The organism is Burkholderia cepacia (assembly GCF_001718835.1).
GTDB lineage: Bacteria > Pseudomonadota > Gammaproteobacteria > Burkholderiales > Burkholderiaceae > Burkholderia > Burkholderia cepacia_F.
Genome location: NZ_CP013443.1, coordinates 2402733 through 2425999 on the forward strand (window position 1 = coordinate 2402733; position 23267 = coordinate 2425999).

Sequence of the window (23267 nt, forward strand, 5' to 3'; positions counted from 1 at the left end):
GACCTCCCGAACACTCTTTGTAGTCCGCTAGGCAAGGCAATAGGCATACTACTTGCCACCCTTCTCAGCGATTGGCGCATTTAAAGTAGAAAGCGTCTGCTCCGCAACTCCCTCGAAGTATTCTTTATTCTTTGATGGATTCTTCTTTATCAATTCATTATAAATCTTATCTGCACCATCAAGGTTTCCTTGCTTTTGCATTGAATAGGCCTCTATCGAAAGATCGGAAATTAAAAATGTATCGTCCGGATCTTTGGCGAAACCGGTCAGACGCCAAGCGTGAAGCGGATAGCCGATGCCCCACGTCCTGGGACCGACTGTCAATGCAATCTCGCTCGCAGAATGGAATTGCCCACTTGCTAGCGCCCAATTATTGGCTTGCGCAGCTCGCGCTCCTTCCAGTCTCAGCGCATAAGCAGCCCTGATCTTCAACTCATCTTGCCAAGTAAAGCTCGCTAGACTTGAGAAGAACAGGCACGCATAGGCGGCCAGAACCGCCCCAACTAGCCCACTTAATGTGTGAGTTAAGATAGTTCGCACTTCATTTCTCTCCTCTGCCACCTGAAGCCATACAGGTCCTCATCTTTGCCTCGCACTGCGCCCATTTTTTCAGCCCGCTAGGGTCTTGCGGTGGCGGGTCCCTCCAGTTTTGCGGATCGCCATTATCTTCACTCATGCATTTCCGGAAGTCAGCGTTACAGCACTCATCCCCACCGCCTTCGGACGCGTTACACGCCCCTTCTGAAACGACTTTACAAAACTTGTCCTTCAATTTACGCGTTAACCAACCATCGTTCGGATTTTTAAGGTTCTTGCACCATTCTGTACGTCCGGAGTCTTCGTCATCGCCAGGGCACAAACCAGTGGGATCGATTAAATCGATTGGATCCCCGTTAACATAGGCATAGAAGCTCAATTGCCCACCACCGAACGTGATCGGGTCCTCACTGATGAAGCCTGGAAAGAGCGGGCTGTAGTAGCGGGCGCGGTAGTAGTAGAGACCAGAGACGTCGGCCTCGCGACCGGTGAATTGGTACGGATTCTTAAACCCTGTCGTCGTGTCACTGGGCGTCACATTGCCGTAAGGATCGTAGCTGTATTGCTGCTTGAGCGCGCCGTTTGGATCGGTCAAGGCAATCGTGCTGTTGATTTGGTCTGTCAGGAAATACGTCCGCCCTGTCACATCGCTTCGTGCAAAATGCTCATCGATCCCCAGCCCCACCAAAATCGGATTCACCGTGCTGCCCTGCATCTCCTGGACCGCATTGTTGCCGTCATACAAGAACTGCGTTGCCGTACCCTGCACCGTCTTGCTGATTCTGCGTCCAAGCGCATCGTAGGCATAACTGAGCTGAGCCACACCATTCTGACTCACCTTCACCAATTGATTCCGTGCATTCCACGTATACGTGTTCGTGCCATCGTTGGTCAGGTTGCCATTCGCGTCGTAGCTCAATGCTTGACCGTTGAAGCTTGTCTTCCGGTCATTGAGGTCGAACGTCGCCGGTTGCGTCGTCGCCGTCGGCAGCACATCCGTGGCAAAGGTGCCGCTCTTGCTGATAATGCGTCCATCGGCATCGTAACCGTAGGCCAGATTGCCCAGCGTGGTGCCGTTGCCCTGGGTGTACGTAAGCCCCGTCAACTCACTGGCGGTGTCGTAGCCGTAGGCGACAGTAATGCCGTTAGGCAGCGTCAGCGTGCTCCGGCGGTTGTCCGCGTCGTAGGCCAGTTGCACCGTTTCGCTACCCTGCGTAATGGCCGTCAGGCGATTGGTGTTGTCGTAGGTGTAACTGGCTATGGCTTGCGCAGCAGCCGTCATGCTCGTGCGACGCCCCGCCGCGTCGTAGGTGTAGCTGATGCTGCCCTGCGGACTACTTGTGCCCGTGATGCGATCCAGCCCGTCGTAGCCCCAGCTCAATGTGCCGTTGATGGAATCTGTGAGGCTTGTCAGGCGATCGCCAGCGTCGTAGCTGGCCTGGACACCAGAGCCGTCCGCATAGGACACCAAGCTCTTACGATTGAGCGCGTCGTAGCTAATATCCGTCACCTGCCCTTTGCGGTCAGTGTGTGTAAGCACGTTACCCATTCCGTCATAGGTCCACGACTCGCTTTGGTTCATGGCATCCGTGCGAGTGATGAGGCGATTACGGTTATCGTAGACGTAATGGATGACACCGGTGTTGGGCAACGCTACGCTCAACAGATTGCCGTTGCCGTCGTAGCCCTGCGTAGTCGTTTGGTTGAGCGCATCCGTGGTTGATACAACACGATCATTGGTGTCGTACTGCGTCAGCGTGACATTGCTCAGTGCATCGCGCGTGGCGATGCGACGGCCCAACGCATCCACCACATAACTCGTGGTGCGGCTCAACGGATCGGTCACGCTCTGCAAGTCGTAGCCCCGATAGGTGTACGTCGTCGTGTTACCTAACGCGTCTTGGACGCTTGTGCGCTGACCGGCCGCATTGCACTGGATTGTTGTGCTGTGGCCCAGCGCATCGGTCATTTGTGTCAGACATCCATTGGTATAACCAAAGTTGGTCGTATGGCCCAACGGATCGGTCTCCGAAGCGATCTCGCTGTAGTCGCTGGTGTACGTGAAGCGGGTGGTCACTGCATTCGACGTGCCGGACAACCGCGTCACGCTGAGGACATTGCCCAGCGCATCGTAGGTGTAGGCCTTGGTGCGGCCGAGCGCATCGGTTTCACTGTCCACCAGCCCGGACGCTTCGCGCTTGTACGTCGTGGTCTGCGCCAACGAAGTGCCGTAAGCCAGCGTGTCACTGCTGGGATAGCCGCTCACCGGATCAAAAACCACCTGCTCCTGGTTGCCGTTCGTATCGGTGACGGTAGTAACCGCGTTGTTGTTGCTGGTGGTGTAGGCAAACTGGTAGGCCGTGTTATCCGCGTACGTTTGCTTGGTCACCCTGCCATTGGCGTCGTACTGATTGCTCACCCATACATGACCACGGCGATCCTGCATGGTGAGCATGCGGTTGTTGCCATCGTAAGTGTATTGCTCCGTGGTCTGGTCCGGATAGGTGACCGTGGCGAGACTGCCGGCACTGTTGTAGGCGTAGTTGAGGGTGCGACCACTGTTGTCGGTAGCGCTGGTAACACGGTTGCCGCTGTCGTAGTTGAAGGTGATGCTGCGGCCGCTCGGCGACACCATCTGCTCGATCAGGCCACCGTTGTAACTCAATTGCACCTGGTTGCCGTAGCGATCCCGAATCCATCGCAGTTGATTCGGCACCTCGTTTTGGAACGCGTACTGCGTACCGTCCTTCAGCGTGATTTGCCAATACTCGCCGTACGGCGTTTGGGTGAAGAACTGCAGGGTCGCCCCGTAGTAGGAGGAATTCGTACCCGTGTGTTCCCACACCGTACCGGCCGGGAACGGCCACTGGGCTGCGCCACTCACCAGATTGAAGGTGATGCCTTCCCCGCACGGCAGCACCAACACCGGGGGCGAAGTGGCGGGGCTACCAAAATTGGTCGCATTCTTCGTATACAGATGCATGCCGAAGTTGGCGTTCATGCCAATACCGAACACATGCGAATTGGGATCGGCCGAGCTGTAGCCGCGCTCGAGCGCCAACGGCATCACATCGTTGATCGCCATGTCGTTCCAGCGATGGAAGAAGATGCCGGTCTGCAGATCGACAGGCTGCACCCTTTGCGCATTACAGATCAGTTGCGACGTATTGCTGTTGGCGCTGCCCATGGAACCACCCGCGCCCAGCGCCCACACCAGCCGAACGCCCGGATCGGGGGCCAAGTGCTGCGCATCGGCCGTCACGTGGCCAGCACCGTACATTTGCCAACCTTGCTTCAAGTCATACACCCAGAAGTTGGCCATCGCGTTCGGGCGGGCGTGTCCGTAGTTGGGATACACCACCCGGATACCTTTGGACGCCTCCGGGGTCAGCCCCTGCACCACCGCGTCGCCCGGTTGGATGGTGAAGTACATCGGGAAGTTATCGGGCAACGGAAACGGCGCGTGATCCACCGGTGTAGGTACCAACGCGATATGCGTCAGCACGTGGCCGTTGCGATCCTTGAACACGGCGCCTGCCGGCACGTGCAGTTCCAGCCCCGGCATGTCCGGATGGGTGAGTACCACTTCGCGCGTGGTCGGCGCGGGCAAGGTGATGTCGTCGCGCGGCAGAATGCGCGGCAGGTACATCACGAACGGCATGTGTGTGATGGCGTGGGCCTTCACGTCCGCACCGACCTCGAAGCGGCCGTAATGCACCGTGTCATGACTGGCACTGTCGCCATCGACGAAGACCGGCTGGCGGCCAGCGGGCACGTTCTGCAGCACGAAGACACCGCGTGTATCGGTACGCACTTGGATGTCGCCGATACTGACCGTCACGTTGGCGACGGGCGTTTCATCGATCTGGCGAACCTGCCCGATCACGGTGGTCGTGTCGTGCGGGAGGTGGGCTTCCAGGGCACGCGTATCGGGCAACACCTGGTGGGGTGCATAGAGACGCCAGTGGGCTCCTGTGAAGTCCGGTGCATTGTTCTTACCGGGGTAAAACGCGCCATCGCGAACGACTCCTTTTGCGCGGCACAAGTCATTGCCGGAGCAACTTGCGTGGCCCTCGCCCGCCATGACGACCAACGGCGGTGTGTTCGCATCGTCGGAGGAGGCAGCTCCTGGTCTTGCGCCTTGGCCCGCGACCACCACGCCCGTTTCGTTGGCACTGAGAGTCGTGAAGCCGATCGCGGTGTACGGCACGTCACCGCCTTGTGCGGTATGCAGGCCTTTCACGAACAAGGTGTAGCGCGATCCTGGGTACAGATCGTCAGGCAATTGCACAAACGCCAAGCGGCCACCTTCGGCACCCACGACCTGCACCGGCACCGCACCCTCGGGACCGAGCAGAGTCACGGTGCGCGTATTCAACTGATGCAGATCCATGGGGACGGCAAAGTGCACGACGAGTGGCCCGTGGATCGAGGCACGCGTGCTGTCTTTCGTTGGAAAGGTGGCGGCGATGACGTTGTTGGGCGTCGGCGGCGCCTGCGTGGCATCGGTGCTCAGCGAGGGTGATTTGAATTGCAACGCGTTACTCAGCGCGTGACCGCTTGCGTCAACACCGCCCTCGATACGCACCGAACCGTCCGGCTGCAGTTCGGCGTGTCCATTCAACCGAACCGATGCTACGTCTTGCAGCGGCGTTGCTTCACGCGACTCCGGTCGCCACAGCAATGCCGTGGTCGCCGGTGCGCCATCGGTTCCCCAGCCGCCGGCCATCACCGCATGACCATCCGGCAACACGGTGAGTGTATGTCCCGCACGCGCCGGCAAGCCGATGTTACCCGTACGCACGAAACGTCGGGACGTAGGATTGAACCATTCGCCGTTGTCGAGCACACGGCCCTTGGCATCGACACCGCCCCACAGCAGCACTTCACCACCGGGCATCACGGTGACCGACGCAAAGCGGCGGATCTCCGGCAAGGGCACTGCGATACGTTGCGCGCCGTTGATCAGATAGGCCACACCTTGTGCACCGTGAACGTCCAGTTCGCGTCCGTCCGGTAACCATGCATGACGAACGTCGGACGACGCCGGCAACACGTAGGCGTGTCCCGCCGTGGTGACACGCTCCGGCTCGGTCGCAGGCGGCAATGCCAAGGCAACGGCACTGAGCATGGCGACACCCACCATGCTCACGATACTCGGCAGTCCCAGGGCCTTCCCTGTGGTTTTCATGGCTAACATCCTCATCCCGCTTGAACGGCGAATGCCCGCTGTGACGCGGCGATCCACCGCTGACCTGATTTACTGTGAGAGCAACGTCATTTGACTACTGCACGATGGACCGCCCCATGCGCACGACACTTCCACCGTATAGGTGCCCGTGGCAGGCAGGTTGGACAAATTGATCGACTGCGTGCCGCTGGCGGTAAAGCTCGTGTAGTAGCCGTTCACCGTGACCGTGCTGTTCGGGCTGTAGACGCGAACGGACATCGGTTGGCCGGTTACACCCGAAACCTGCAGGGCGTAGTTGCTGCCCGCATTGGCATTGAAGGTATAGCGCTGCCCCTGGTTTTCATTCACGTTAAGCTGGATCGGCGAATTCACCGTCAAGGCCGACCCCACGATTTCCGACATCAGCGAAGGCGTAAAGCCGATCACGCTGTTTGAGCTCGGTGGCGTCACCACGACGGTGTACGTACCGGCGACCAGATTCCACAAGTCCGCCGTGCAATTGACATTCGATACCGCGCAGGAGAACGACACGACTTGCGCACCGCTTGGGTTGTAGACATACACCCCGAAGCCGCTGCTGCTTCCCGTAATGCTGAGATTGTTGAACGTCAGATCGAGGTTGTCGCCCGCTGCCGCAGTGAAAGCCATGTAAATGTTTTGGCCACCCGCATTGGCGGTATAGGTGGGCGATGTGGCATTGACCGTGAGATTACCGTCCACGCCCGGTAACAACGTCAGCTGACCACTGCACGTGGGACCGCCCCATCCGCACGACACCTCCAACGTGTAGGTGCCGGTGGCAGGGAGGTTGGGCAAATTGATCAACTGTGTACTGGAAGTGGTGAAGGTCGTGTAGTAACCGCTCACGGTCACCGCGCCGTTCGGGCTGTACATGCGTACGGACATTGGCTGCCCGGTTACGCCGGACAACTGCAAGGCATAGGTGTCGCCCGCATGGGCGTTGAACGTATAGCGCTGCCCCTGGTTTTCATTCACGTTGAGCTGGACGGGTGCGTTGACCGTCAAGAGCGAACCGGTGATTTCCGACATCAGCGAAGGCGTAAAGCCGATCACGCTGTTCGAACTTGGGGGCGTCACCACGATCGTGTACGTCCCGGCGACCAGGTTCCACAAGTCTGCGGTGCAATTGACGCTGGATACCGCGCACGAGAACGACACCACCTGCGCGCCGTTCGGGTCGTAGACATACACGCCGAAGCCGCCGCTGCTTCCTGTAATGCTCAGATTGCTGAAGGTCAGGTCGAGGTTGTCGCCCGCGGCGGCATTGAAGGCCATATAGATGTTCTGGCCACCCGCATGGGCGGTATACGTTGGCGCTGCGGCATTGGTCGTCAGGTTACCGCCCACACCGGAGAGCAAGGCCAGTTGACCGCTGCACGAAGGACCGCCCCATCCGCACGACACCTCCAGCGTATAGGTACCGGTGGCAGGCAGATTGGGCAGATTGATCAACTGCGTGCCGCTGGTGGTAAAGGTCGTGTAGTAGCCATCTACCGTCACCGCGCCGGTCGGGCTGTACATCCGTACGGACATGGGTTGGCCGGTTACGCCGGACAACTGCAAGGCATAGGTGTCGCCCGCATGGGCGTTGAAGGTATAACGTTGCCCCTGGTTTTCACTTACGTTGAGCTGGACGGGTGCGTTGACCGTCAAGGACGGCCCCACGATTTCCGACAACAGCGAAGTCGTGAAGCTGACAACACTGCTGGAATTCGGTGGCGTCACCACGATCGTGTACGGGCCGGCGAGCAGGTTCCACAAGTCGGCCGTGCAATTGACGTTCGATACGGAACAGGAGAACGACACGACCTGAGCGCCGTTGGGGTCGTACACGCTCACCGAGAAACTGTTGGTGCTTCCTGTGACGCTCAGGTTGCTAAAAGTGAGATCGAGGTTGGCGCCCGCGGTAGCGTTGAAGTTCAAATAGGTGCTTCCGCCACCGGCAGGGAGGGTGTAGCTGTTGCTGCTTCCGTTGGCCACCAGCGTGCCTGACGACAGCAACTGGATTTGCGCCGAGGCCGTCACGCCGCTATCGGGGCTAATGATCAGTTGATAGGTTCCGGTAACCGGCAGCGGTGCAAGATTGAGTGTGGCGCTGTTGGAGGTGGCGCTCGATGCATACATCACCTGGTTGCTGTTGTAGACGGCGTATCGCACCACCTGGCCCGAAGGACTGGTCGAGGTATTGGATATGGCCAGCCACAGCGTCTGCGGTGCGAAGATGAAACGCAGGGTTTCACCGGGAACCGACGTCACGACGTTTGTGGGCACACCCGCCGCCAGCACGGCGTCCCGCTGCACACCGACCGTCAATTGCGCGCTGGCATTGCTCGGCGTGAACACCACCAAATAGGTGCCCGCTGCACTCAATTGCGGCAAATGAAGCGATGGCGCACTGCTGGAGACGCTGCCTTGCGCAACGAGCTGATTGCCCGGCGCGTAGACGGCGTAACTGATTGAGCTGGCGCTGCTCACGATCGAGTTGAGTTGCAGGCTGATCCAGTCGCCTTCGTTCGCGTTGAACACCATCGCGCCAGTCTGGCCACCCGCGGCGATATTCAAATTCGCACTGCTGCCCACCGTGACATACGCCGTACTGGTGACATTGGCGGCGCTGATGCCGCTGGGTAACACGATCACGGGATTCGCACTGACCGCCTGCCCATACGGCGTGTTGATCGTGACGAATCCGCTCGCATCACCGGCGGTGATCGTGTATTGAATCTGGGCATCGCTGATGGACGCGAACGAGGCCACACCGCGGTTGCTCAACTGCATCACGGTTTGACCTGCCACCGGGTCCAGGTGCGTGCCCGTGACGGTGAGGGTGCTGCCGATCGATACCGCCAGCGGACTCACCTGGGTGATGCTCGGTGGTGCGCCCGTGTCGTCAACCGTGAAAGGCGTGGCGCTGCTTGCCGTATGGCCACCTGTCGTCACCGTGATGGGTCCGGTGGTGGCGCCACTTGGCACACTGGCGACCAATTGCGTCGACGTCGCGGACAGCACCGTTGCCGGTGTGCCATTGACGCTTACCGTATCGTTGGCGGCGTTGCTGTCGAACCCCTGTCCTTGAAGGGTGACTTGCGTGCCTGCCTGGCCATGGGTGGGCATGAACGAGAAGATCGCCAGTTGCCCGGCTGACAGCGGCGCACTGACCTGGCCCGCCTGTCCCAGGCTGTTATAGCCATACTGGACACTGGTGCCCGTATTTGCAGTCATCCCGACGATGCGGCCGTTGGCGTCGTACACGTAGCGTGTGGATTGCGCCTGCGCGAGGCCCCCTGTCAGCAGTAGGAGGCCAAGAAATCCGATGAGACTTGCGCGAAACCATCGGTCGAGCCGGCGTCGACACACCCTTACGCTCGATCCATCCCGGCCACCGTCCACCGTCCGCCTGCCGTTCCCCAGCGCCACCATTGCACAGTCCTTTCTGCCGCTCCATGGAAACGGTCAGCCTGATCTCAACGCATGAACCCCTAGCCACCCCGTGTGAACACGGTGTGAAACCATCCCTTGATCGCACCACAAGCAACGTGAAGAGTCTGTGAAGAAACTCCCCCGTGGCAGACGTCCCTTCGTTGTGCTCTGATGACGCTGCTTCGCGGCCAGCTCAGTGGCATCGACGCGACGCGCTCTGCATCCATCGCATCACGAGGGGACCATGTACCGCTTAGGACGTCTGACGCTCGCCGTCACACTGGGAGCACTGCTCGCTGCCTGCAACCAACCGACCACTCCCGCCGCATCCCATGCCTCGACCGCATCCAGCGGTCCCGCCAAGCCGGCCACTACCGCCGACGAAAACACCTGGGGCAACTACCTCGCCGAACAAGGCCGGCTGCACGGCAAAGACGTGGCGATGCACCCGTACATTTACGTGATTCCGGGAGGCGATAGCGTCGCGGCCACGGCCCGACGCCAGAACGAAACCGACTCCGTGGTGCACAGCATTGGCCCGATCCTGATGCCGGGCGGCATGCTGATCGTGGGTGGACCTGATCCCAAACAGACCACCGCATTTCTCACCGACGTCGCTAAGCAACTGAAGACCGATACGCTGCAAGGCATCGTGGTCTTAGTGGTCAGCGATGCTTCCGAACAGGCGGCGGTGTCCAGCACACTGAAGGCCAGTGGCGCGACCGTGCGCGTTGTGGCCATGTAACTTCGGGACATTTCAGGAGTTCAGCGCAGGATGTCGCAGATACGCTGGTTCGGATGGCTCTGTGTTGGCGTACTGGCGAGCACGCTGGCCGTTTTCGCGCCGCACCCGACGGCGCACGGATCATCGGATGCGTCGTTGCTTGCACAGCGCGTCGCACTGGGCAAGCAGCTCTTCAACGATCCATCGCTGAGCGCCGATGGCAGCGTTCGCTGTGCCTCCTGCCACATGCCCGAAAAGAGCTATACCGATGGACGAGCCACAGCGGTCGGTGTTTACGGACGTGTCGGCACACGCAATACACCCAGTCTCCTCTCCGTGGAAATCGCCAGGGAAGGCGTTTTTTTCTGGGATGGACGACGCACGTCGCTTGAACAGGCCGTCCTTGATCCGCTCACCAATCCGGTAGAAATGGGACTCCCCGATCAAACGCAAGTGATGCAGCGGATTGCACAAAACAGCGCTTACCGCGCGGCGTTCGCGCAGGCGTTTCCGACGCACAGCGATGCGTTCACGCCGGATGACGTCGGCGTGGCGCTTGCCGCCTACATCCGCTCGCTGACATCAACCCAGAGCGCCTTCGACCATTACGGGCATGGCGATCGCGCGGCCTTGAATCCCCGCGCGCAACTCGGCCTTGCCCTCTTCCAGGGCAAGGCCGGTTGCGCGGAATGCCACCGGCTCGAAGGTGCATCACCAACATTCACCGATCACGCCTATCATCGAACGGGCGTGGGTTTGGATGGCATCACGGCGAATCTGCCCACTCTCACGGAAGGCGTCATCGCGCGCTCACTGCAGGGCGGCGCGATCGGCGATCGTGTCGCAACGCATGAAGACGAAGCGCAACTTGGGCGCTTCAACGTCACACTGGAGCCCGCGGATATTGGGCTGTTTCGCACACCCTCGTTACGTGGCGTGTCCCGCACAGCTCCTTATATGCACGATGGCAGCGTGCCGACGCTCGACGATGCGATCGATCGTGAAGTCTATTACCGCAGCCTGCAGGCCGGTCGGCCGTTGAATCTGAGCGTGGAAGAACGGCTCGATCTCGCCGAATTCCTGCGATCGCTGTGAGAGCGACGGACGCCAACCTTCTCACTACGTGGAGCGCTGACGGGCCTCAGCCAACAGCGCTTGCGTGGCTCGCCACGCATGACGCGCCGTGCGTGGGTCACGAAACGCGCGCGCGTGGGCCGTCGCGCCATCGATCAACATGAGGATCACGCCGGCGAGCCGCTTCGTTTCACTGGCATCAAACTCGCCTTGCAAGACGCCTTCGAGCAATGTCAGGAGGGCCTTCTTGTGACGCACCGCGACCTCCGACAGCTCCGGCTCGCTTAGACCGTATTCGCCGATCGCACGCTCGAACAGGCATCCAGTGAAGACCTCGCTCGTAAACCATTCTTCATGCCAGTCGAAAAACGCCTTCAGTTTGGCATCGACACCTTCCACGGTGGCGATGCGCGCAGTGAGCTCCTCGATCACACCACGGTGCCTCCATTCGAGCACTTCCCTGGCCAACGTCTCCCTTCCTTCGAAGTTGTTGTACATCGACTGGAAGGCCACCCCGGCCTCCCGCGTAATCTGACGCACGCTGACCGCATGAAAGCCGTAGCGGCCGAAAAGCTCCGCGGCTTTACCCAGTACCTTGGTTCGTGCTCTGCGACGGGCGAGTTCGTTCTTTTCGTGGGTGATGGTCATGATCGTCCCCGGCCGGTGGGCTCGTCATCGACGACAACTGTCGGCTCAAGGCATCGTAGTAGTCGCCACAACTGGCGAGCCGGAGCATACACCCCACCCACACCGCGGACATGGCACGTGGTTCACGCTTCGTCAGTGGCCGGATCACGTTTTCGAGCCAGCCTTCACCGTGTACATCGTCGACCGTGATGTGTTCGTCGTAATAGCGCGTAGTCGATGGTCCCAGGCCGAGCCGGCGGCACCCGGCGATGAGCTTGCGATACTGAGGCGGGTCGAGCAGTTCCGTGGCCGCCATCACGCCCAGCAGTTTGAAATAGTGCTGCCGGTTCAGGGCGCACAGCATGAAGAGGTTGTAGCCGCGCAGTCCCTGCCACGTCAGTTGCGAGGCGAAGTCATCGCCCGAGCGCATGATACCGACGTCGGTCAACAGTTGCCGGAACATCTGCACATGACTGTGCTGCGGATCGCCCCGCCCCACCTCGTCCCAAAAATTCGACGCAAGCTCCTTGCGAGCCTCCGGTTGCGAACCGATCATCGCCATCACGATCAGGTCGAAAAACCGGACGTTCAGCACCGTGTCACTGCAAAAGAACCGTTCGAGCTGTGCACGCGTCGCGTGCGTTTCAAGCATGTCGAACAGCGGATGATGGGACGCCGCATGCGCCTGGACCGCACCCCGCAACGCGTCGATCAACGCGTCCGGCGAATCGAAGACAGGGGCCGCGCCGATCCGCTGGTATTCGGCCGCCAGCCACTGCCGTTCGATCGTGACGCGTAGCCCGGTCAACAGCGGATCGAACTGGTTGGCCACCGCCGGCGTCGCCGGATCGGCCACATGCAAATCGTACAGGGCGAACAACACCCGATGCACGTCGGCCAAGGCCGCCTCGTCCTGCTCTCCGAAGGCGCGACGCAGCCATGCGGCGAGACGTGACTGCAATCGTGCCGCGAACCGATCGTCACCGTGTACGCTCCAATGGACGCGCGGGCACCGCGTCAACGCGACAATCGCGTCACCGACCGGCAGGGCCAGCAGTTCGGCCCATGACATCGATGGCATCTTCGATCCGGTCTGCGTTTCCCAATCCGTGAACATCGTGTGGCGCCCTCCTCGGTGATGGTCCCAATCCCCGCACAGACTGGATCAAGTGTTCTAGACACATCGTCCGTCTCGTGCCCTCACATGGCGATGCCGTCTTGGCCAGCGCGCACCGCGCCCTAACCAAGAAGGGCGAACTTGCCCGATCTCTCCGTAACAAAACACGACGCCTGTCACAAAAATGACATGTAGCCATTGACAGCTCCGACCGGAAGGTCCGAACTGGCGCCATCACAAAAATGGATCAATCGTTCTAGTCTTTAAGGGCCCTAGGGCCTTTCCGGAGGCGATGCATGAGCGAGACATCGGCAGTGGAGGATGCGGGTGCGGCGCACGGATCGCTGGTCGAATCACGCGGTCCTCTATCGCGTGTGGCCGCGAGCCGGGTGATGGTCGCGGCGTTGGCGCCTCGCGTCGTGGGGCAGCATGTGCGGGCCGCGTTGCGCGCCCTCCGTGACGGCGAGGCCTACGGCACGAAAGCGGTGCTGGAACCAACGCGCGACGAATTGCGCGCCCTGCTCGGCGACGCGGCGGATGCGGCGTATGCCGCAGGCGAGCGCCCGAACTGGAAACTCAGCGCACTCGTCAGCATCAACCCTTCGTACGGCGCCGTGAAAATCGTCGGCTCGCACAGCTACAACCGTCAGCATGGTGACCTGCGATCCACGTCGACGGTGCTGCTCTACGACAAACTCACCATGCAGGCGGTGGCAATCCTCGATGGCTCGACCTTGTCGGCCCAACGCACCGGCGCGTATGCCTCCGTCGTCATCGATAAGTTGTTGTCCCAGCGTGCGCGCTTTTCGGTGTTTCTGTTTGGCGCGGGGCGCGTCGCGCAAGCCGTCGTCGAGGATCTGCAAGCCCATCATCCCGAGCGCATCGACACGCTGTACATTCGAAGTCGCACGCAAGCCAGTGCCGAAGCGTTCGTCGCACAGCTCGCGCCGCACGTGTCGTTTCCACTCGTCGCCGCGCCCACGCTCGACGCGCTCCCCGATTGCACGCTGATCGTCACCGCCTCGAACGCCAACGCGCCGCTGTTCGAAGCCTGGCAGGTCGGCGACGCATCGATCGTGTTGCACCTGGGCGGCGATGAAACGCCGGACGAACTGATCCGCTACATGCTGGAAGCCGGCACGGTGATTTGCGATGACATCGACACCGTCGCACATCGCCGCTCGCAGAGCTTGCCGCTGTTCTTCGCGCGCACCGGACGCTCCCTGGAGTCGATGGCTAACGCGTATCAGGTACGCAATCTATGGCAGATCATGGACGAGGACACACCATACCGCTTTCCTGCGCTCGTGACGTGCGTGGGTCTACCCGTGCTGGATCTGTATCTCGCCCAGCACGTGTACGAGACGGCACGAGACGCGGAAGCGTGTCCGGGCTGACGCCTGCCGTGTCCATCGATCGATGGTCGCGTTCAGAAGCGATGCCGCACGCCGGTCGCGACAGTGAACTGCGTGTTGGTCGAGGACGCACCCCCAGCCGTCGTCATTGCGGCGATCGGCCGATAGTGCCCGCCGACCAACGTCGTGCCATCGCCCAGCGCCTTCTGATACCCCGCGGTGACGTAGAGCTCCGTGCGCTTGGACAGCAGATAATCGATGCCTAGGTTGATCTGGTGCCAGGTGGGCTTGAGGTCCGCGCCGCCCGTGCCGGGCAAACCGGTCACGCGGCCTTCAGTGAACGTGTAGTCCGCGACGAGCATCCACGGCGCACTGAGCCGGTAACGCAAGTTGGCATCGACGTTGGTAAGCTTGCGCGCCGCGCCGTCGTTGTAGTCGAGCTGCACACGACTGACACCGAGTCCCACGGTCGCCGGTCCCCACACCACATTACCACCGAGTGCCGCGATGCGTTGGCGTGCCACGCCACCGTCAATCCCATAGAAAAATCCCGAGCTGTAATCATCCCCTGTCGTCGAAGACGCACCACCCACGGCACCACTCGTATTGCTGGTGGCATTCGGGTGATTCAACTGCATGTAGCCGCCGCCGATCGACACCGGTCCTTGCGTGGTGTTAATGGCGAGCGCCCACGCGCTGTTGTTGGCGAAGCCTTGTGAGCCGCTGCCAGACGCCTGGTTGCTGAAGCCGTAGAGCGCATCGACACGCCAACCGGCGAACGCGTCGGAACGGAACTTCACCGCGTTGTTGATGCGGAACGACTGATCGAGGTTGTCGTTGTCGCCGACGTGCGTGGACGGTATCCAGAAACCGGACCCGAAATACGGTGCAACGAGATCGGCCAGCGGATCGTACTGGCGCCCGAACGTCAGCGCGCCGACGTCCCGCTTGGCGAGCCCTACGAAGACTTGTCGACCGAACTCGCGCCCGCCTTGTCCGAGTGTGCCGTTAGTCGAATAAAAACCGCTTTCGAGCGTGAAGATGGCCGAAAGTCCATCGCCGAGATCCTCATTCCCTTTGACGCCCCAACGATTGCCGCCGAGCTTGCCGGAACTCTCCTGCCACAGCGAACCACCCTTGACGTTGTGGGTGTAGGTGATACCGGCATCGATGATGCCGTACAAGGTGACCGTGCTTTGCGCCATGGCGCTGGAGGCAAGCAACGACAACGCGCTGCCCGCCACGATGAAACGTCCGTGTTTCATGGTGGTGATGTCCCCGTCGTGAGGTGGTTGATGAACCCTTCGTCGCGCCGCGATACGCGTGGCGCGATCTCCTGTCATTCGCATACCTAATCGATAGGCATTCGCGCGGTGCTGGTATCCATCCGTGCGGACGCTGCGGCGTTACGCGGCAGCGCCGGTCATGCCCGGTGGCGCCGTGGCGTGTCCCTCCTCACGGGCGCTCGCTTCGTCAAAGCGATCAACGCGAAAGGCCTCAATAGGCAACGACGCACGCCCCTCGCTGATGAGTTCCGCCAGGAGCTGCCCGACGATCGGCCCGAGCTGAAAACCGTGTGCCGAAAACCCGAACGCGTGGAACGCCGACGGTGATGCGCGGCTCGGCCCGATCACCGGCAGCCCGTCGGGCAAAAACCCTTCGGTGCCCGACCAGAAACGCACGGCACGTGCGGTGCGCATCACGGGAAAGAGATCGATCGCCGTGCGGGCGGCCTGTGCCAAACCCTCGAGCGCGAGCGACGTGCCGTTCGACTTGAGATCGACCGCCGCGCGATGACCGCCGCCGATCAGCACGGTGCCGTTGGGAAATTGCTTGAACGAGAGCGAACGCCCCGCCGACCCCACCACCGGCCCCACGAACGGCGCCATGCGCGCCGTCACCATCAGCATCGAGCCGTTGGACTGCAGCGGCACGGCATCCCCGAGCGCCGCGGCCAACCGACCGCCCCAGGCACCGGCCGTATTGACCAGCGTGGGCGCGCGATAGCACCTCCCGTCCGAGGTGCGTACCGTCCACAGTCCCTGCGTATACGTTGGCATCGCAGCGGTCATGCCTTGATGGATCAGCGCACCGCAGCGCTCGGCCTGACGCTGGAACGCCAGCGTGGTCGGATACGGCGACGCATAGCCATCGTCCTCCACCAGCAAGCCGCCCACACAGTGCGGGGCCAGCGCCGGCAAGCGGTCGTAGAGTTCATCGACATCGATCACGCGTTCGAGATATTCGAGTCCCAAGGCCGCCACGGTGCGACTTCGCGTGCGCAAGCGTTCGAGTTGTGCCTCGTTTTCGGCGACGCGGATCTGCCCCACCGCTTTGAAGCCGCCGTCACTGCCCACGAGATCGGGCAAGGTTCGCCACAGTCGTTTGGCTGCGATCGACAGCGGCAATTCGGGCAACGCACGGCCGAGCGTGCGTACGCCGCCGGCATTCACGCCCGACGCATGCCGTGCCACGTAATCCTTCTCGATCACACGCACGGTGATGCCGCGCCGCGCCAGGTGCAAGGCGGTCGAACAACCGATTAGGCCGCCGCCGATCACCACCACATCCGTCGTTCGAGTCATCGCGTTGACTCCGGCGCATCGAGCAGTCCCGCGAGCTCACTGAGCGGTACCGGCACGACCGGGGGACGCTGGCGCAGCGGCAACGGTATCGCTTCGCCGCACGCCGCATCCGCCATAAGATTCGCCAGCGTCGGCGCACAGAGTCGCCCCTGGCACGGTCCCATCCCGCAACGCAGGGCGCTTTTCACCTGATTGGGATCGCGGCTTCCGCCGTCGATGACGTGCTGCACGTCGCGCACCCGCACCTCCTCGCAGCGGCAGATCAGCGTGGCGTCGTCCGTCGGCACGAGGCATTCGTCGGCGGGGCGATACAGCGTGTCGAGGAACGGCCGCACCGCCGCGTCGCGCGCGAGATCGCGCTGCAAGCGCCGGCTTGTCGCGGCGAACGTGTCCTCGCCCACTTTGCCGAGGTCATGCGCAATCGCCAGCGCCGCCAAGCGACCGCGTGCCGGCGCCGAGGCCGCGCCCGTGATCGCCGCCGCATCGCCCGCGACGAACACGTGTGACTGCGAGGTTCGCCCATACGCATCGGCCACGAGATGCCAGCAGGCCGTGCGGGCATCCCAGCGGCGTTCACAACCCGCGGCGAGCGCGGCATGGATATGCGGCACCACGCCTTGATGCAGGAACAATCCTGTCACGCTCTCCAACCGTCGACGCCGTCCCCGATGCTGGAATTCAACCGCCTCCACCGTGTCGCGACCGAGCGCGCGCAGATCGCGCACGCCGGTGAACACCGGTGTCCCGGCGCGACGCACCTGCCACAGCAAGCCGAGGCCGCGACGCAGGTACGCGGGCGTACGCATCGCCGCCGGGAGATGGGGCGCGGCCTGCACGTAGTGCATGAACGGTGTGGTGTCCAGCACCGCACGCACTGGCACACCCGCACGCCGATACTGCAGGGCGACGAGATACAGCAAGGGACCGGAGCCCGCGAACACGGGATCGCGATGCACGAGGCCTGCCGTCTTCATCAGAATCTGCGCGGCACCGGCCGTCATCACGCCAGGCAAGGTCCAACCGGGCAGCGGCCACGGGCGTTCCATCGCTCCGGTGGCGAGCAGGAGCCGACGGGCGCGCACGCGATGCGCGTGCCCCTCCACCGAGAACGCCACCTCGCCATCCCCCGCCACCCACCACACCGACGCACCAGGCCGATAATCGACACCGCACGCCCGAAATCGCATCGCGAGTTCGTGTCCCGTCACGGAACCGGGATCGAGTCGCGCATGGCGATCGGCGTGCTGCTCGATGCCGCGATAGATTTGCCCACCCGGTGCGGGTTGCTCGTCGAGCACGAGCACCGAGAGATGCCACTCGCGCGCCGCCACCGCCGCACCCATGCCGGCCGGCCCCGCGCCAACGATCACCAGGTCATACGCGGTCATGCGAGCCTCCCAACGTGATGCGTAGGCCGGCACGCACCGGCGTCAGACACGTGCGGCACCCCGGTTGACCGTCGATCTCGGCGACGCACTCGAAGCACACACCCATCAGGCAATACGGTGCACGCGGCGCGTGCGATACGGCCGAGCGTCGCCACGGCGTTGGCAACTGCACGGTGAGCAAGGCGGCGGCGACGGTGAAGCCATCGGGAACCGCGACGGGTACGCCATCCACGAGGATCGTGACCGTCCGCGTCGCCGCGGTCGGTGTCGAAAACAGCGGCGCGCTCATCGTGACCCCGCGAAGAGACGTTCCAGCCCGATCAGGCGATCGATCACGAGGATCAGCCCCAGCGCCCCGACGATCAGCAACGTCGAGATGGCCGCCACGGTGGGATCGATGGAATCCTCGATGCGCAGGTACAGGCGAACCGGCAGCGGTGTCATCGTGGGCGAAGCGATGAATACGCTCATCGTCAGCTCGTCGAAGCTGTGGATGAACGCCAGCAGCCATCCGCTCGCCAGTCCCGGCACCAGCAACCGCAGCGTAATGCGCCGGAACACCGTCCACGTGGACGCCCCCAACGACATCGCCGCCTGTTCGAGCGACCGATCGAGATCGCCCGCCGACGTCAGGCACAACCGCAACGCATACGGCAGCACGATGAGGGTGTGCGCGACGACCAGGCTCGCGAAGCGGCCGTTGAGGTCCAGATCGGTGAAGAAGCGCAGGAACGCCACGCCCAGCACGATGTGCGGGATCAACAACGGCGACATCAGCACGCCATGGATGGCGGTGCGTCCGGGAAACGCCCCGCACGTCAACGCCAACGCGGCCGGTACGGCGAGCAGCAGGGCAAGGCTGGCCGAGGTGACGCCCAAACCGAGACTGGTGCGCAAGGCCGTGACGAATTCCGGCACGCGCAGCAGCGCGCGATACCAACGCAGCGAGGCGCCATCGAACGGCATCGCCAGATACCCCTTCGCGGTGAAGGACACCAGCACGATGACGATCAGCGGTGCGGCGAGAAACAGCAGGAAGAGCGCGTGAAAACCGAGCGCCAAGAGTCCGTTCTTTCTCATGGCGTGACCTCCTCCATCGCCACCGGCAGAGGTCGATGCGATCGCGTACCGCGTCGCTCGCCGAGGCGTTGCCATGCAACGAGGATGGCGAGGTTCGCCACCAACAGGGCGAGCGCGAGCGCCGCGCCTTGCGGCCAGTCCATCGTGCCGAGGAACGCATCGTAGATCGCGGTGGCCACGACTTTGAGGCGTCGCCCGCCGATGATCGCGGGCGTGGCGAACGAGGTGGCGGCGAGCGAGAACACGACCACCGCGCCCGAGGCAATGCCCGGCACGATCTGTGGCAACACCAGACGCCGGAAGATCCACCACTCGCTCGCGCCGAGCGAGGCACCGGCCCGTTCGACATCCGGATCGCAACGCTGCAAGGCCACCCACACCGCGACCACCACGAACGGCACCAGTACATGCACGAGGGCGATCACCATGCCGGTCATCGAATACATCAGCACTACGGGACCGTCCGCGAGCCGCAGTGCCTGCAACACGCGACTGACGAACCCATCGCCGCCCAGCAACACGGCCCAGCCCAACGTGCGCACCACGACCGAAATGAGGAATGGCGCGAGGATCGCCACGAGACAGAGGCTTCGCCACGGCGCACGCATGCGCGAGAGGATGATCGCCTCCCACGTACCGAGCACCACGCACACGCCCGTCACGGTCGCGGCGAGCGCGAATGTGCGCGCGAAGATGACGTGGAAGTACGGGTCGCCGAGGACGGCGACGTAGTTCATGCCGCCGAGCCCCACCCACGTTGCATGCGCGGCATCGGCCACCCGCAGACTCAGCAGTAGCGTGGCCGCGAGCGGCACGGCGAGCAGACCTCCGCAGAACACCAGTGCTGGCGCGCTCAGCGCATACGCCGGCCAACGACGAGACGCGTCATGCATGGGAACCTCCTTCGACGATGCGCAGGTCCTCCGGCTGCCAGTGCAGACCGACGCATTGCCCCTCCTCGATCGGCGCCGCACCATTCTGGCAGCGGGCGAGCAACGTCCCCAAGGGACTCTCGACTTCATAGAGCCAGTGATCCCCACCAAAGAGACGCATGCGCACCGTGCCGGTCAGGTCGCTGGTCGCCGCGGCGACGGGGCCGGGAATCAGCGCGATCTTCTCCGGACGCAGGCTGACGCGAATCGGTCCCGTCGCCGATGACGCCGAGACAAACGCAAACCGATGCCCGCGTGTGGCGACGATGGCCGCACCGTTGGCGTCCTGTTCGAGCTGCGCATCGAAGAGATTGGTTTTGCCGAGGAACGTCGCGACGAATGCGGTGTGCGGACGATCGTAGACCTGCCGTGGCGGGCCCACCTGTTCGAGGCGTCCCGCGTTCATCACGGCAATGCGATCGCTCATCGCCATCGCCTCGGCCTGATCGTGCGTGACCATGATCGTCGTCGTGCCGATCGTGCGCTGGATGCGGCGCAATTCCACTTGCATGTCCTCGCGCAGCTTCGCGTCGAGGTTCGACATCGGTTCGTCGAGCAGCAGCACCGGCGGCTCGATCACCAAGGCACGCGCGAGCGCCACACGCTGTCGCTGGCCACCGGACAACTGCGCGGGATAGCGATCGCGCAGGCTGCCCAGGCGCACCAGATCGAGCGCGTGCGTGACGCGACGGGTGCGCTCGGACGCCGGAACACGCCGGGTTTCCAGGCCGAAGGCGATGTTCTCGCCCACGGTCATGTGCGGAAAGAGCGCATAGGACTGGAACACCACGCCAAGACCGCGTGTACTCGGCTTCGTGCCGGCGAGGTTGCGTCCATCGAGCTGGATCGCGCCGGACGTGGGTGCGACGAAGCCCGCGATCATCTGCAGCGTGGTGGTCTTGCCGCAGCCGGACGGCCCGAGCAGCGAGAGAAACTCGCCGCGTTCGATCGCGAGCGACACGTCATGCACCGCGATCGCATGCAGGTAGCGCTTGGACAGCGCCTGAAGTTCAAGAAAAGCCATGAGGGTTATCGAAAAGCATGCCGACACCGTCCGCGTCCGCGAACGTCATCGGCCGGTTGGCCCGCGCGTGGGCAATCAGCGTTCGATCTCGCGCGTCCAGCGCGCGGTCCAGGCTGCACGCTGCGCGTTGACGGTTTTCCAGTCGACGGGAACGAGATGCGCCACGGCGTCGGCGCCGTACACGACGGTTTTCGCCACGGCGGGATCGAGCGTCACCGTTTGGTTGGTGGGTCCCCACCCGGCTTGCGCGGCCAGGATGCACTGCACACGGGGCGAAACCAGGTCCTGCACCAGCGTCTGGGCGAGTGCGGCATGCGCGCTGCCGTTGACCACACACGCGGTCGTGAGCAAGGCCTGCGCGCCCTCCTTCGGCACGACGAACGCGACCGGAAAGCCGGTGCGTGCCAACGCCAGCGTGCGGCCGCTGCCCCACACGCCCAGCACCACCGCGCCGGTCTGAAAGAGTTCGGAGATCGTGCCGGAGGCGGTTTCGAAGCTCAGCACTGACGGTGCAACGTGCCGGGCCATGTATGCGAATCCCGGATCGATGTGTTGCGCGTCGCCGCCTTCGACCCGCGCCACGGCCAGCAGCGTTTGCAGGCCGTAGGTGTTGCTGATCGAGGGCACCAGCACACGCCGGTGAAAGCGGGGATCGCCCAGCGCCGTCCACGACGTGGGCGGCTTCCAACGCTGCTCGGCGAAGAGCTTAGTGTTGTACGCCAAGCCCGTGGCGACGATGCCGATGCCCACCGACATCCCTTCGCCGTTGACCTTGGCAATGCCGTAGACGTCCGCATACACGGGAGACGGCGTGAGCGGTTGGCACAGGCCCATCGTGACGGCTTGCTGCATCGGGCCATCGTCGAGTATCGCGACGTCGATTTGTGGATGCGCGCGCTGCGCCTGCAGGCGCGCCAGGTTGGTGGCCGAGGTACCGGCCACGTAGGTGATCGACACGCCATGCGCCTGCGCGAACGGCGCCAGCACCTGCGTGCGAAACATCGTTTCGGATGAACCGCCGTAACCGGCGACGACCAACATCGGCGCGGCCGCGATGACGCCTTGCCATCCGGTGATCGCTAGCGCACCGATCGCCACGAACCAACGGCGACAGCGCGCGCAATGCGACTTCCCTGCCTCCTTGCGCATGATCTTCTCTGATAGAAAAAGCTATGGAAATCAGAGCATAAGAAGCCAAAAACGATCGCGTCAAAGTCGAAAAATGCGACAATTCATGCCAAAAATCTATGAACTATCATGTCCTCCGTCAGTGTTCGGCAACTGGAAGCTTTTCGCGCGGTCATCCTCACCGGCTCGGTCACGGGCGCGGCGGACCTGCTGCATCTAACGCAGCCCACCGTCAGCAAGCTGCTCGCGGAACTGGAGTACCGCACGGGCCTCGTCCTATTCGATCGCGTGCGACAACGGCTCGTGCCGCGGCCGGAAGCGCATAGCCTGTTCCAGCGGGTCGACAAAACCTTCGCGGCGCTGGAAGAAGTGACGCGCGATGCGCGGAGGTTGGCACACGGGCAAAGCGGTCACTTGCGCATCGTGGCGATGCCTGCGTTCGGACTCAGCGTCTTGCCACGCGCGGTGGGCGCGTTCCTGCGTGAGCGGCCGGATGTCACGGTGGACTTCAATATCCGCGCCTCGACCTATGTCACCGAATGGGTCGCCAACCGCCAGGCGGATGTGGGGTTTGCAACGGCGACACCGGTGAGTTCCGGTGTGACGTTGCAACCGTTCGAGCGCTTACAAGGCGTATGCGTGCTACCGGCCAATCATCGGCTGGCTGGGCAAGCCGTGATTCGGCCGAAGGACCTGGAGGGCGAGCGGTTCGTGTCGTTTGGGCGCGACTCGGCGTTCCGACATCGCATTGACGAGGTGTTTCGGATAGAAGGCGTGGCGCGGCGCATCGTGATCGAAGTCGGTTACGCGGCGGCGGCATGTTCGCTGGTGGCGAACGGTACCGGTGTAGCCATCGTCGATCCGCTCTCCGCGCTCGATGCGTGGCGTGCAGGCGGCCTCATGCTCGCGCCGTTCGATGCCAACGTGCCATTTGTCGTGGATACGGTATTTCCGGCTGGCGTCGCGACCTCGGTGCTCGCGGAGCAATTCTTGGATACTGTGAAAAGTACGCTGCAGCAACTCACGCACGAAGTGGCGAACGCCTGCTGAGCCCGAGACTGGGG

The 23267-nt window shown here is 62.6% G+C and carries 17 protein-coding genes; 4 read left to right on the forward strand and 13 right to left on the reverse strand.

Features of this window, described 5'->3' with window-relative positions; all coding sequences use genetic code 11:
* Window positions 1-48: 48 nt before the first annotated feature.
* From WT26_RS37325 to WT26_RS14390, 3 genes are all read right to left on the reverse strand, one after another.
* Window positions 49-540 carry a hypothetical protein gene (locus WT26_RS37325; protein WP_155123111.1) on the reverse strand — a complete coding sequence of 164 codons (492 nt, stop codon included), beginning with the start codon at window positions 538-540 and terminating at the stop codon, window positions 49-51.
* Between the two features lies 1 nt (window position 541).
* A complete protein-coding gene (locus WT26_RS14385; RefSeq protein WP_080485695.1) occupies window positions 542-5728 on the reverse strand; it encodes an RHS repeat-associated core domain-containing protein in 5187 nt (1728 codons plus the stop codon).
* Between the two features lie 69 nt (window positions 5729-5797).
* Window positions 5798-9169 carry a beta strand repeat-containing protein gene (locus tag WT26_RS14390; RefSeq protein ID WP_069270340.1) on the reverse strand — a complete coding sequence of 1124 codons (3372 nt, stop codon included), beginning with the start codon at window positions 9167-9169 and terminating at the stop codon, window positions 5798-5800.
* Window positions 9170-9413: 244 nt separating this feature from the next.
* Here WT26_RS14390 and WT26_RS38435 point away from each other — a divergent pair, with 244 nt between their 5' ends.
* Window positions 9414-9914, forward strand: a complete 501-nt coding sequence (locus WT26_RS38435; protein ID WP_069270341.1) for a hypothetical protein — start codon at window positions 9414-9416, stop codon at window positions 9912-9914.
* A 30-nt stretch (window positions 9915-9944) separates the two neighbouring features.
* Window positions 9945-10988, forward strand: a complete 1044-nt coding sequence (locus WT26_RS14400) for a cytochrome-c peroxidase (RefSeq protein ID WP_069270342.1) — start codon at window positions 9945-9947, stop codon at window positions 10986-10988.
* A gap of 24 nt (window positions 10989-11012) precedes the next feature.
* Here the strand turns inward: WT26_RS14400 and WT26_RS14405 are convergent, their stop codons facing one another.
* Both WT26_RS14405 and WT26_RS14410 read right to left on the reverse strand, forming a co-directional pair.
* Window positions 11013-11615, reverse strand: coding sequence for a TetR/AcrR family transcriptional regulator (locus WT26_RS14405; protein ID WP_069270343.1), 603 nt, complete (start codon window positions 11613-11615; stop codon window positions 11013-11015).
* Entirely contained in the window at window positions 11551-12711 is a 1161-nt protein-coding gene (locus WT26_RS14410) for an iron-containing redox enzyme family protein (RefSeq protein ID WP_080485660.1), read from the reverse strand. The genes WT26_RS14405 and WT26_RS14410 overlap by 65 nt, the downstream gene beginning before the upstream one ends.
* A gap of 296 nt (window positions 12712-13007) precedes the next feature.
* On the opposite strand from WT26_RS14410, the gene WT26_RS14415 reads away from it, so the two are divergent.
* Window positions 13008-14108: a saccharopine dehydrogenase NADP-binding domain-containing protein gene (locus tag WT26_RS14415; protein ID WP_069270344.1), complete on the forward strand. Its 1101-nt coding sequence runs from the start codon at window positions 13008-13010 to the stop codon at window positions 14106-14108.
* Window positions 14109-14140: 32 nt separating this feature from the next.
* On the opposite strand, the gene WT26_RS14420 is transcribed toward WT26_RS14415, so the two are convergent.
* The 8 genes from WT26_RS14420 to WT26_RS14455 form a co-directional block, all read right to left on the reverse strand.
* Window positions 14141-15331 (reverse strand): porin, encoded by a 1191-nt coding sequence (locus WT26_RS14420; RefSeq protein ID WP_069270345.1) that lies wholly within the window; start codon window positions 15329-15331, stop codon window positions 14141-14143.
* A 141-nt stretch (window positions 15332-15472) separates the two neighbouring features.
* The gene (locus WT26_RS14425) at window positions 15473-16651 is read right to left on the reverse strand and encodes an NAD(P)/FAD-dependent oxidoreductase (protein WP_069270346.1); all 1179 of its coding nucleotides are present in this window, start codon (window positions 16649-16651) and stop codon (window positions 15473-15475) included.
* Complete coding sequence (locus WT26_RS14430; RefSeq protein ID WP_069270347.1) at window positions 16648-18039, reverse strand: NAD(P)/FAD-dependent oxidoreductase; 1392 nt, start codon at window positions 18037-18039, stop codon at window positions 16648-16650. Before WT26_RS14430 ends, WT26_RS14425 begins: the two co-directional genes overlap by 4 nt.
* Window positions 18026-18328, reverse strand: coding sequence for a (2Fe-2S)-binding protein (locus WT26_RS14435; RefSeq protein WP_060166342.1), 303 nt, complete (start codon window positions 18326-18328; stop codon window positions 18026-18028). The genes WT26_RS14430 and WT26_RS14435 overlap by 14 nt, the downstream gene beginning before the upstream one ends.
* The gene (locus WT26_RS14440; protein WP_069270348.1) at window positions 18325-19119 is read right to left on the reverse strand and encodes an ABC transporter permease; all 795 of its coding nucleotides are present in this window, start codon (window positions 19117-19119) and stop codon (window positions 18325-18327) included. Before WT26_RS14440 ends, WT26_RS14435 begins: the two co-directional genes overlap by 4 nt.
* Window positions 19116-20012 (reverse strand): ABC transporter permease, encoded by an 897-nt coding sequence (locus tag WT26_RS14445; RefSeq protein WP_069270349.1) that lies wholly within the window; start codon window positions 20010-20012, stop codon window positions 19116-19118. The genes WT26_RS14440 and WT26_RS14445 overlap by 4 nt, the downstream gene beginning before the upstream one ends.
* Window positions 20005-21075 carry an ABC transporter ATP-binding protein gene (locus tag WT26_RS14450; protein ID WP_069273142.1) on the reverse strand — a complete coding sequence of 357 codons (1071 nt, stop codon included), beginning with the start codon at window positions 21073-21075 and terminating at the stop codon, window positions 20005-20007. The genes WT26_RS14445 and WT26_RS14450 overlap by 8 nt, the downstream gene beginning before the upstream one ends.
* 75 nt (window positions 21076-21150) lie before the next feature.
* The gene (locus tag WT26_RS14455) at window positions 21151-22224 is read right to left on the reverse strand and encodes an ABC transporter substrate-binding protein (protein WP_069270351.1); all 1074 of its coding nucleotides are present in this window, start codon (window positions 22222-22224) and stop codon (window positions 21151-21153) included.
* A gap of 108 nt (window positions 22225-22332) precedes the next feature.
* Here WT26_RS14455 and WT26_RS14460 point away from each other — a divergent pair, with 108 nt between their 5' ends.
* Window positions 22333-23253, forward strand: coding sequence for a LysR substrate-binding domain-containing protein (locus tag WT26_RS14460; protein ID WP_069270352.1), 921 nt, complete (start codon window positions 22333-22335; stop codon window positions 23251-23253).
* Window positions 23254-23267: the final 14 nt, after the last annotated feature.

What these genes read in the sequence shown, in the direction of transcription:
- WT26_RS14435 (WP_060166342.1), bottom strand. Translation starts at nt 18,328, where the DNA reads ATGAGCGCGCCGCTGTTTTCGACACCGACCGCGGCGACGCGGACGGTC.
- WT26_RS14400 (WP_069270342.1), top strand. Translation starts at nt 9,945, where the DNA reads ATGTCGCAGATACGCTGGTTCGGATGGCTCTGTGTTGGCGTACTGGCG.
- WT26_RS14425 (WP_069270346.1), bottom strand. Translation starts at nt 16,651, where the DNA reads ATGACTCGAACGACGGATGTGGTGGTGATCGGCGGCGGCCTAATCGGT.
- WT26_RS14420 (WP_069270345.1), bottom strand. Translation starts at nt 15,331, where the DNA reads ATGAAACACGGACGTTTCATCGTGGCGGGCAGCGCGTTGTCGTTGCTT.
- WT26_RS14450 (WP_069273142.1), bottom strand. Translation starts at nt 21,075, where the DNA reads ATGGCTTTTCTTGAACTTCAGGCGCTGTCCAAGCGCTACCTGCATGCG.
- WT26_RS14455 (WP_069270351.1), bottom strand. Translation starts at nt 22,224, where the DNA reads ATGCGCAAGGAGGCAGGGAAGTCGCATTGCGCGCGCTGTCGCCGTTGG.
- WT26_RS14415 (WP_069270344.1), top strand. Translation starts at nt 13,008, where the DNA reads ATGAGCGAGACATCGGCAGTGGAGGATGCGGGTGCGGCGCACGGATCG.
- WT26_RS38435 (WP_069270341.1), top strand. Translation starts at nt 9,414, where the DNA reads ATGTACCGCTTAGGACGTCTGACGCTCGCCGTCACACTGGGAGCACTG.
- WT26_RS14430 (WP_069270347.1), bottom strand. Translation starts at nt 18,039, where the DNA reads ATGACCGCGTATGACCTGGTGATCGTTGGCGCGGGGCCGGCCGGCATG.
- WT26_RS14405 (WP_069270343.1), bottom strand. Translation starts at nt 11,615, where the DNA reads ATGACCATCACCCACGAAAAGAACGAACTCGCCCGTCGCAGAGCACGA.
- WT26_RS14445 (WP_069270349.1), bottom strand. Translation starts at nt 20,012, where the DNA reads ATGCATGACGCGTCTCGTCGTTGGCCGGCGTATGCGCTGAGCGCGCCA.
- WT26_RS14385 (WP_080485695.1), bottom strand. Translation starts at nt 5,728, where the DNA reads ATGAAAACCACAGGGAAGGCCCTGGGACTGCCGAGTATCGTGAGCATG.
- WT26_RS14460 (WP_069270352.1), top strand. Translation starts at nt 22,333, where the DNA reads ATGTCCTCCGTCAGTGTTCGGCAACTGGAAGCTTTTCGCGCGGTCATC.
- WT26_RS14390 (WP_069270340.1), bottom strand. Translation starts at nt 9,169, where the DNA reads ATGGTGGCGCTGGGGAACGGCAGGCGGACGGTGGACGGTGGCCGGGAT.
- WT26_RS14410 (WP_080485660.1), bottom strand. Translation starts at nt 12,711, where the DNA reads ATGTTCACGGATTGGGAAACGCAGACCGGATCGAAGATGCCATCGATG.
- WT26_RS14440 (WP_069270348.1), bottom strand. Translation starts at nt 19,119, where the DNA reads ATGAGAAAGAACGGACTCTTGGCGCTCGGTTTTCACGCGCTCTTCCTG.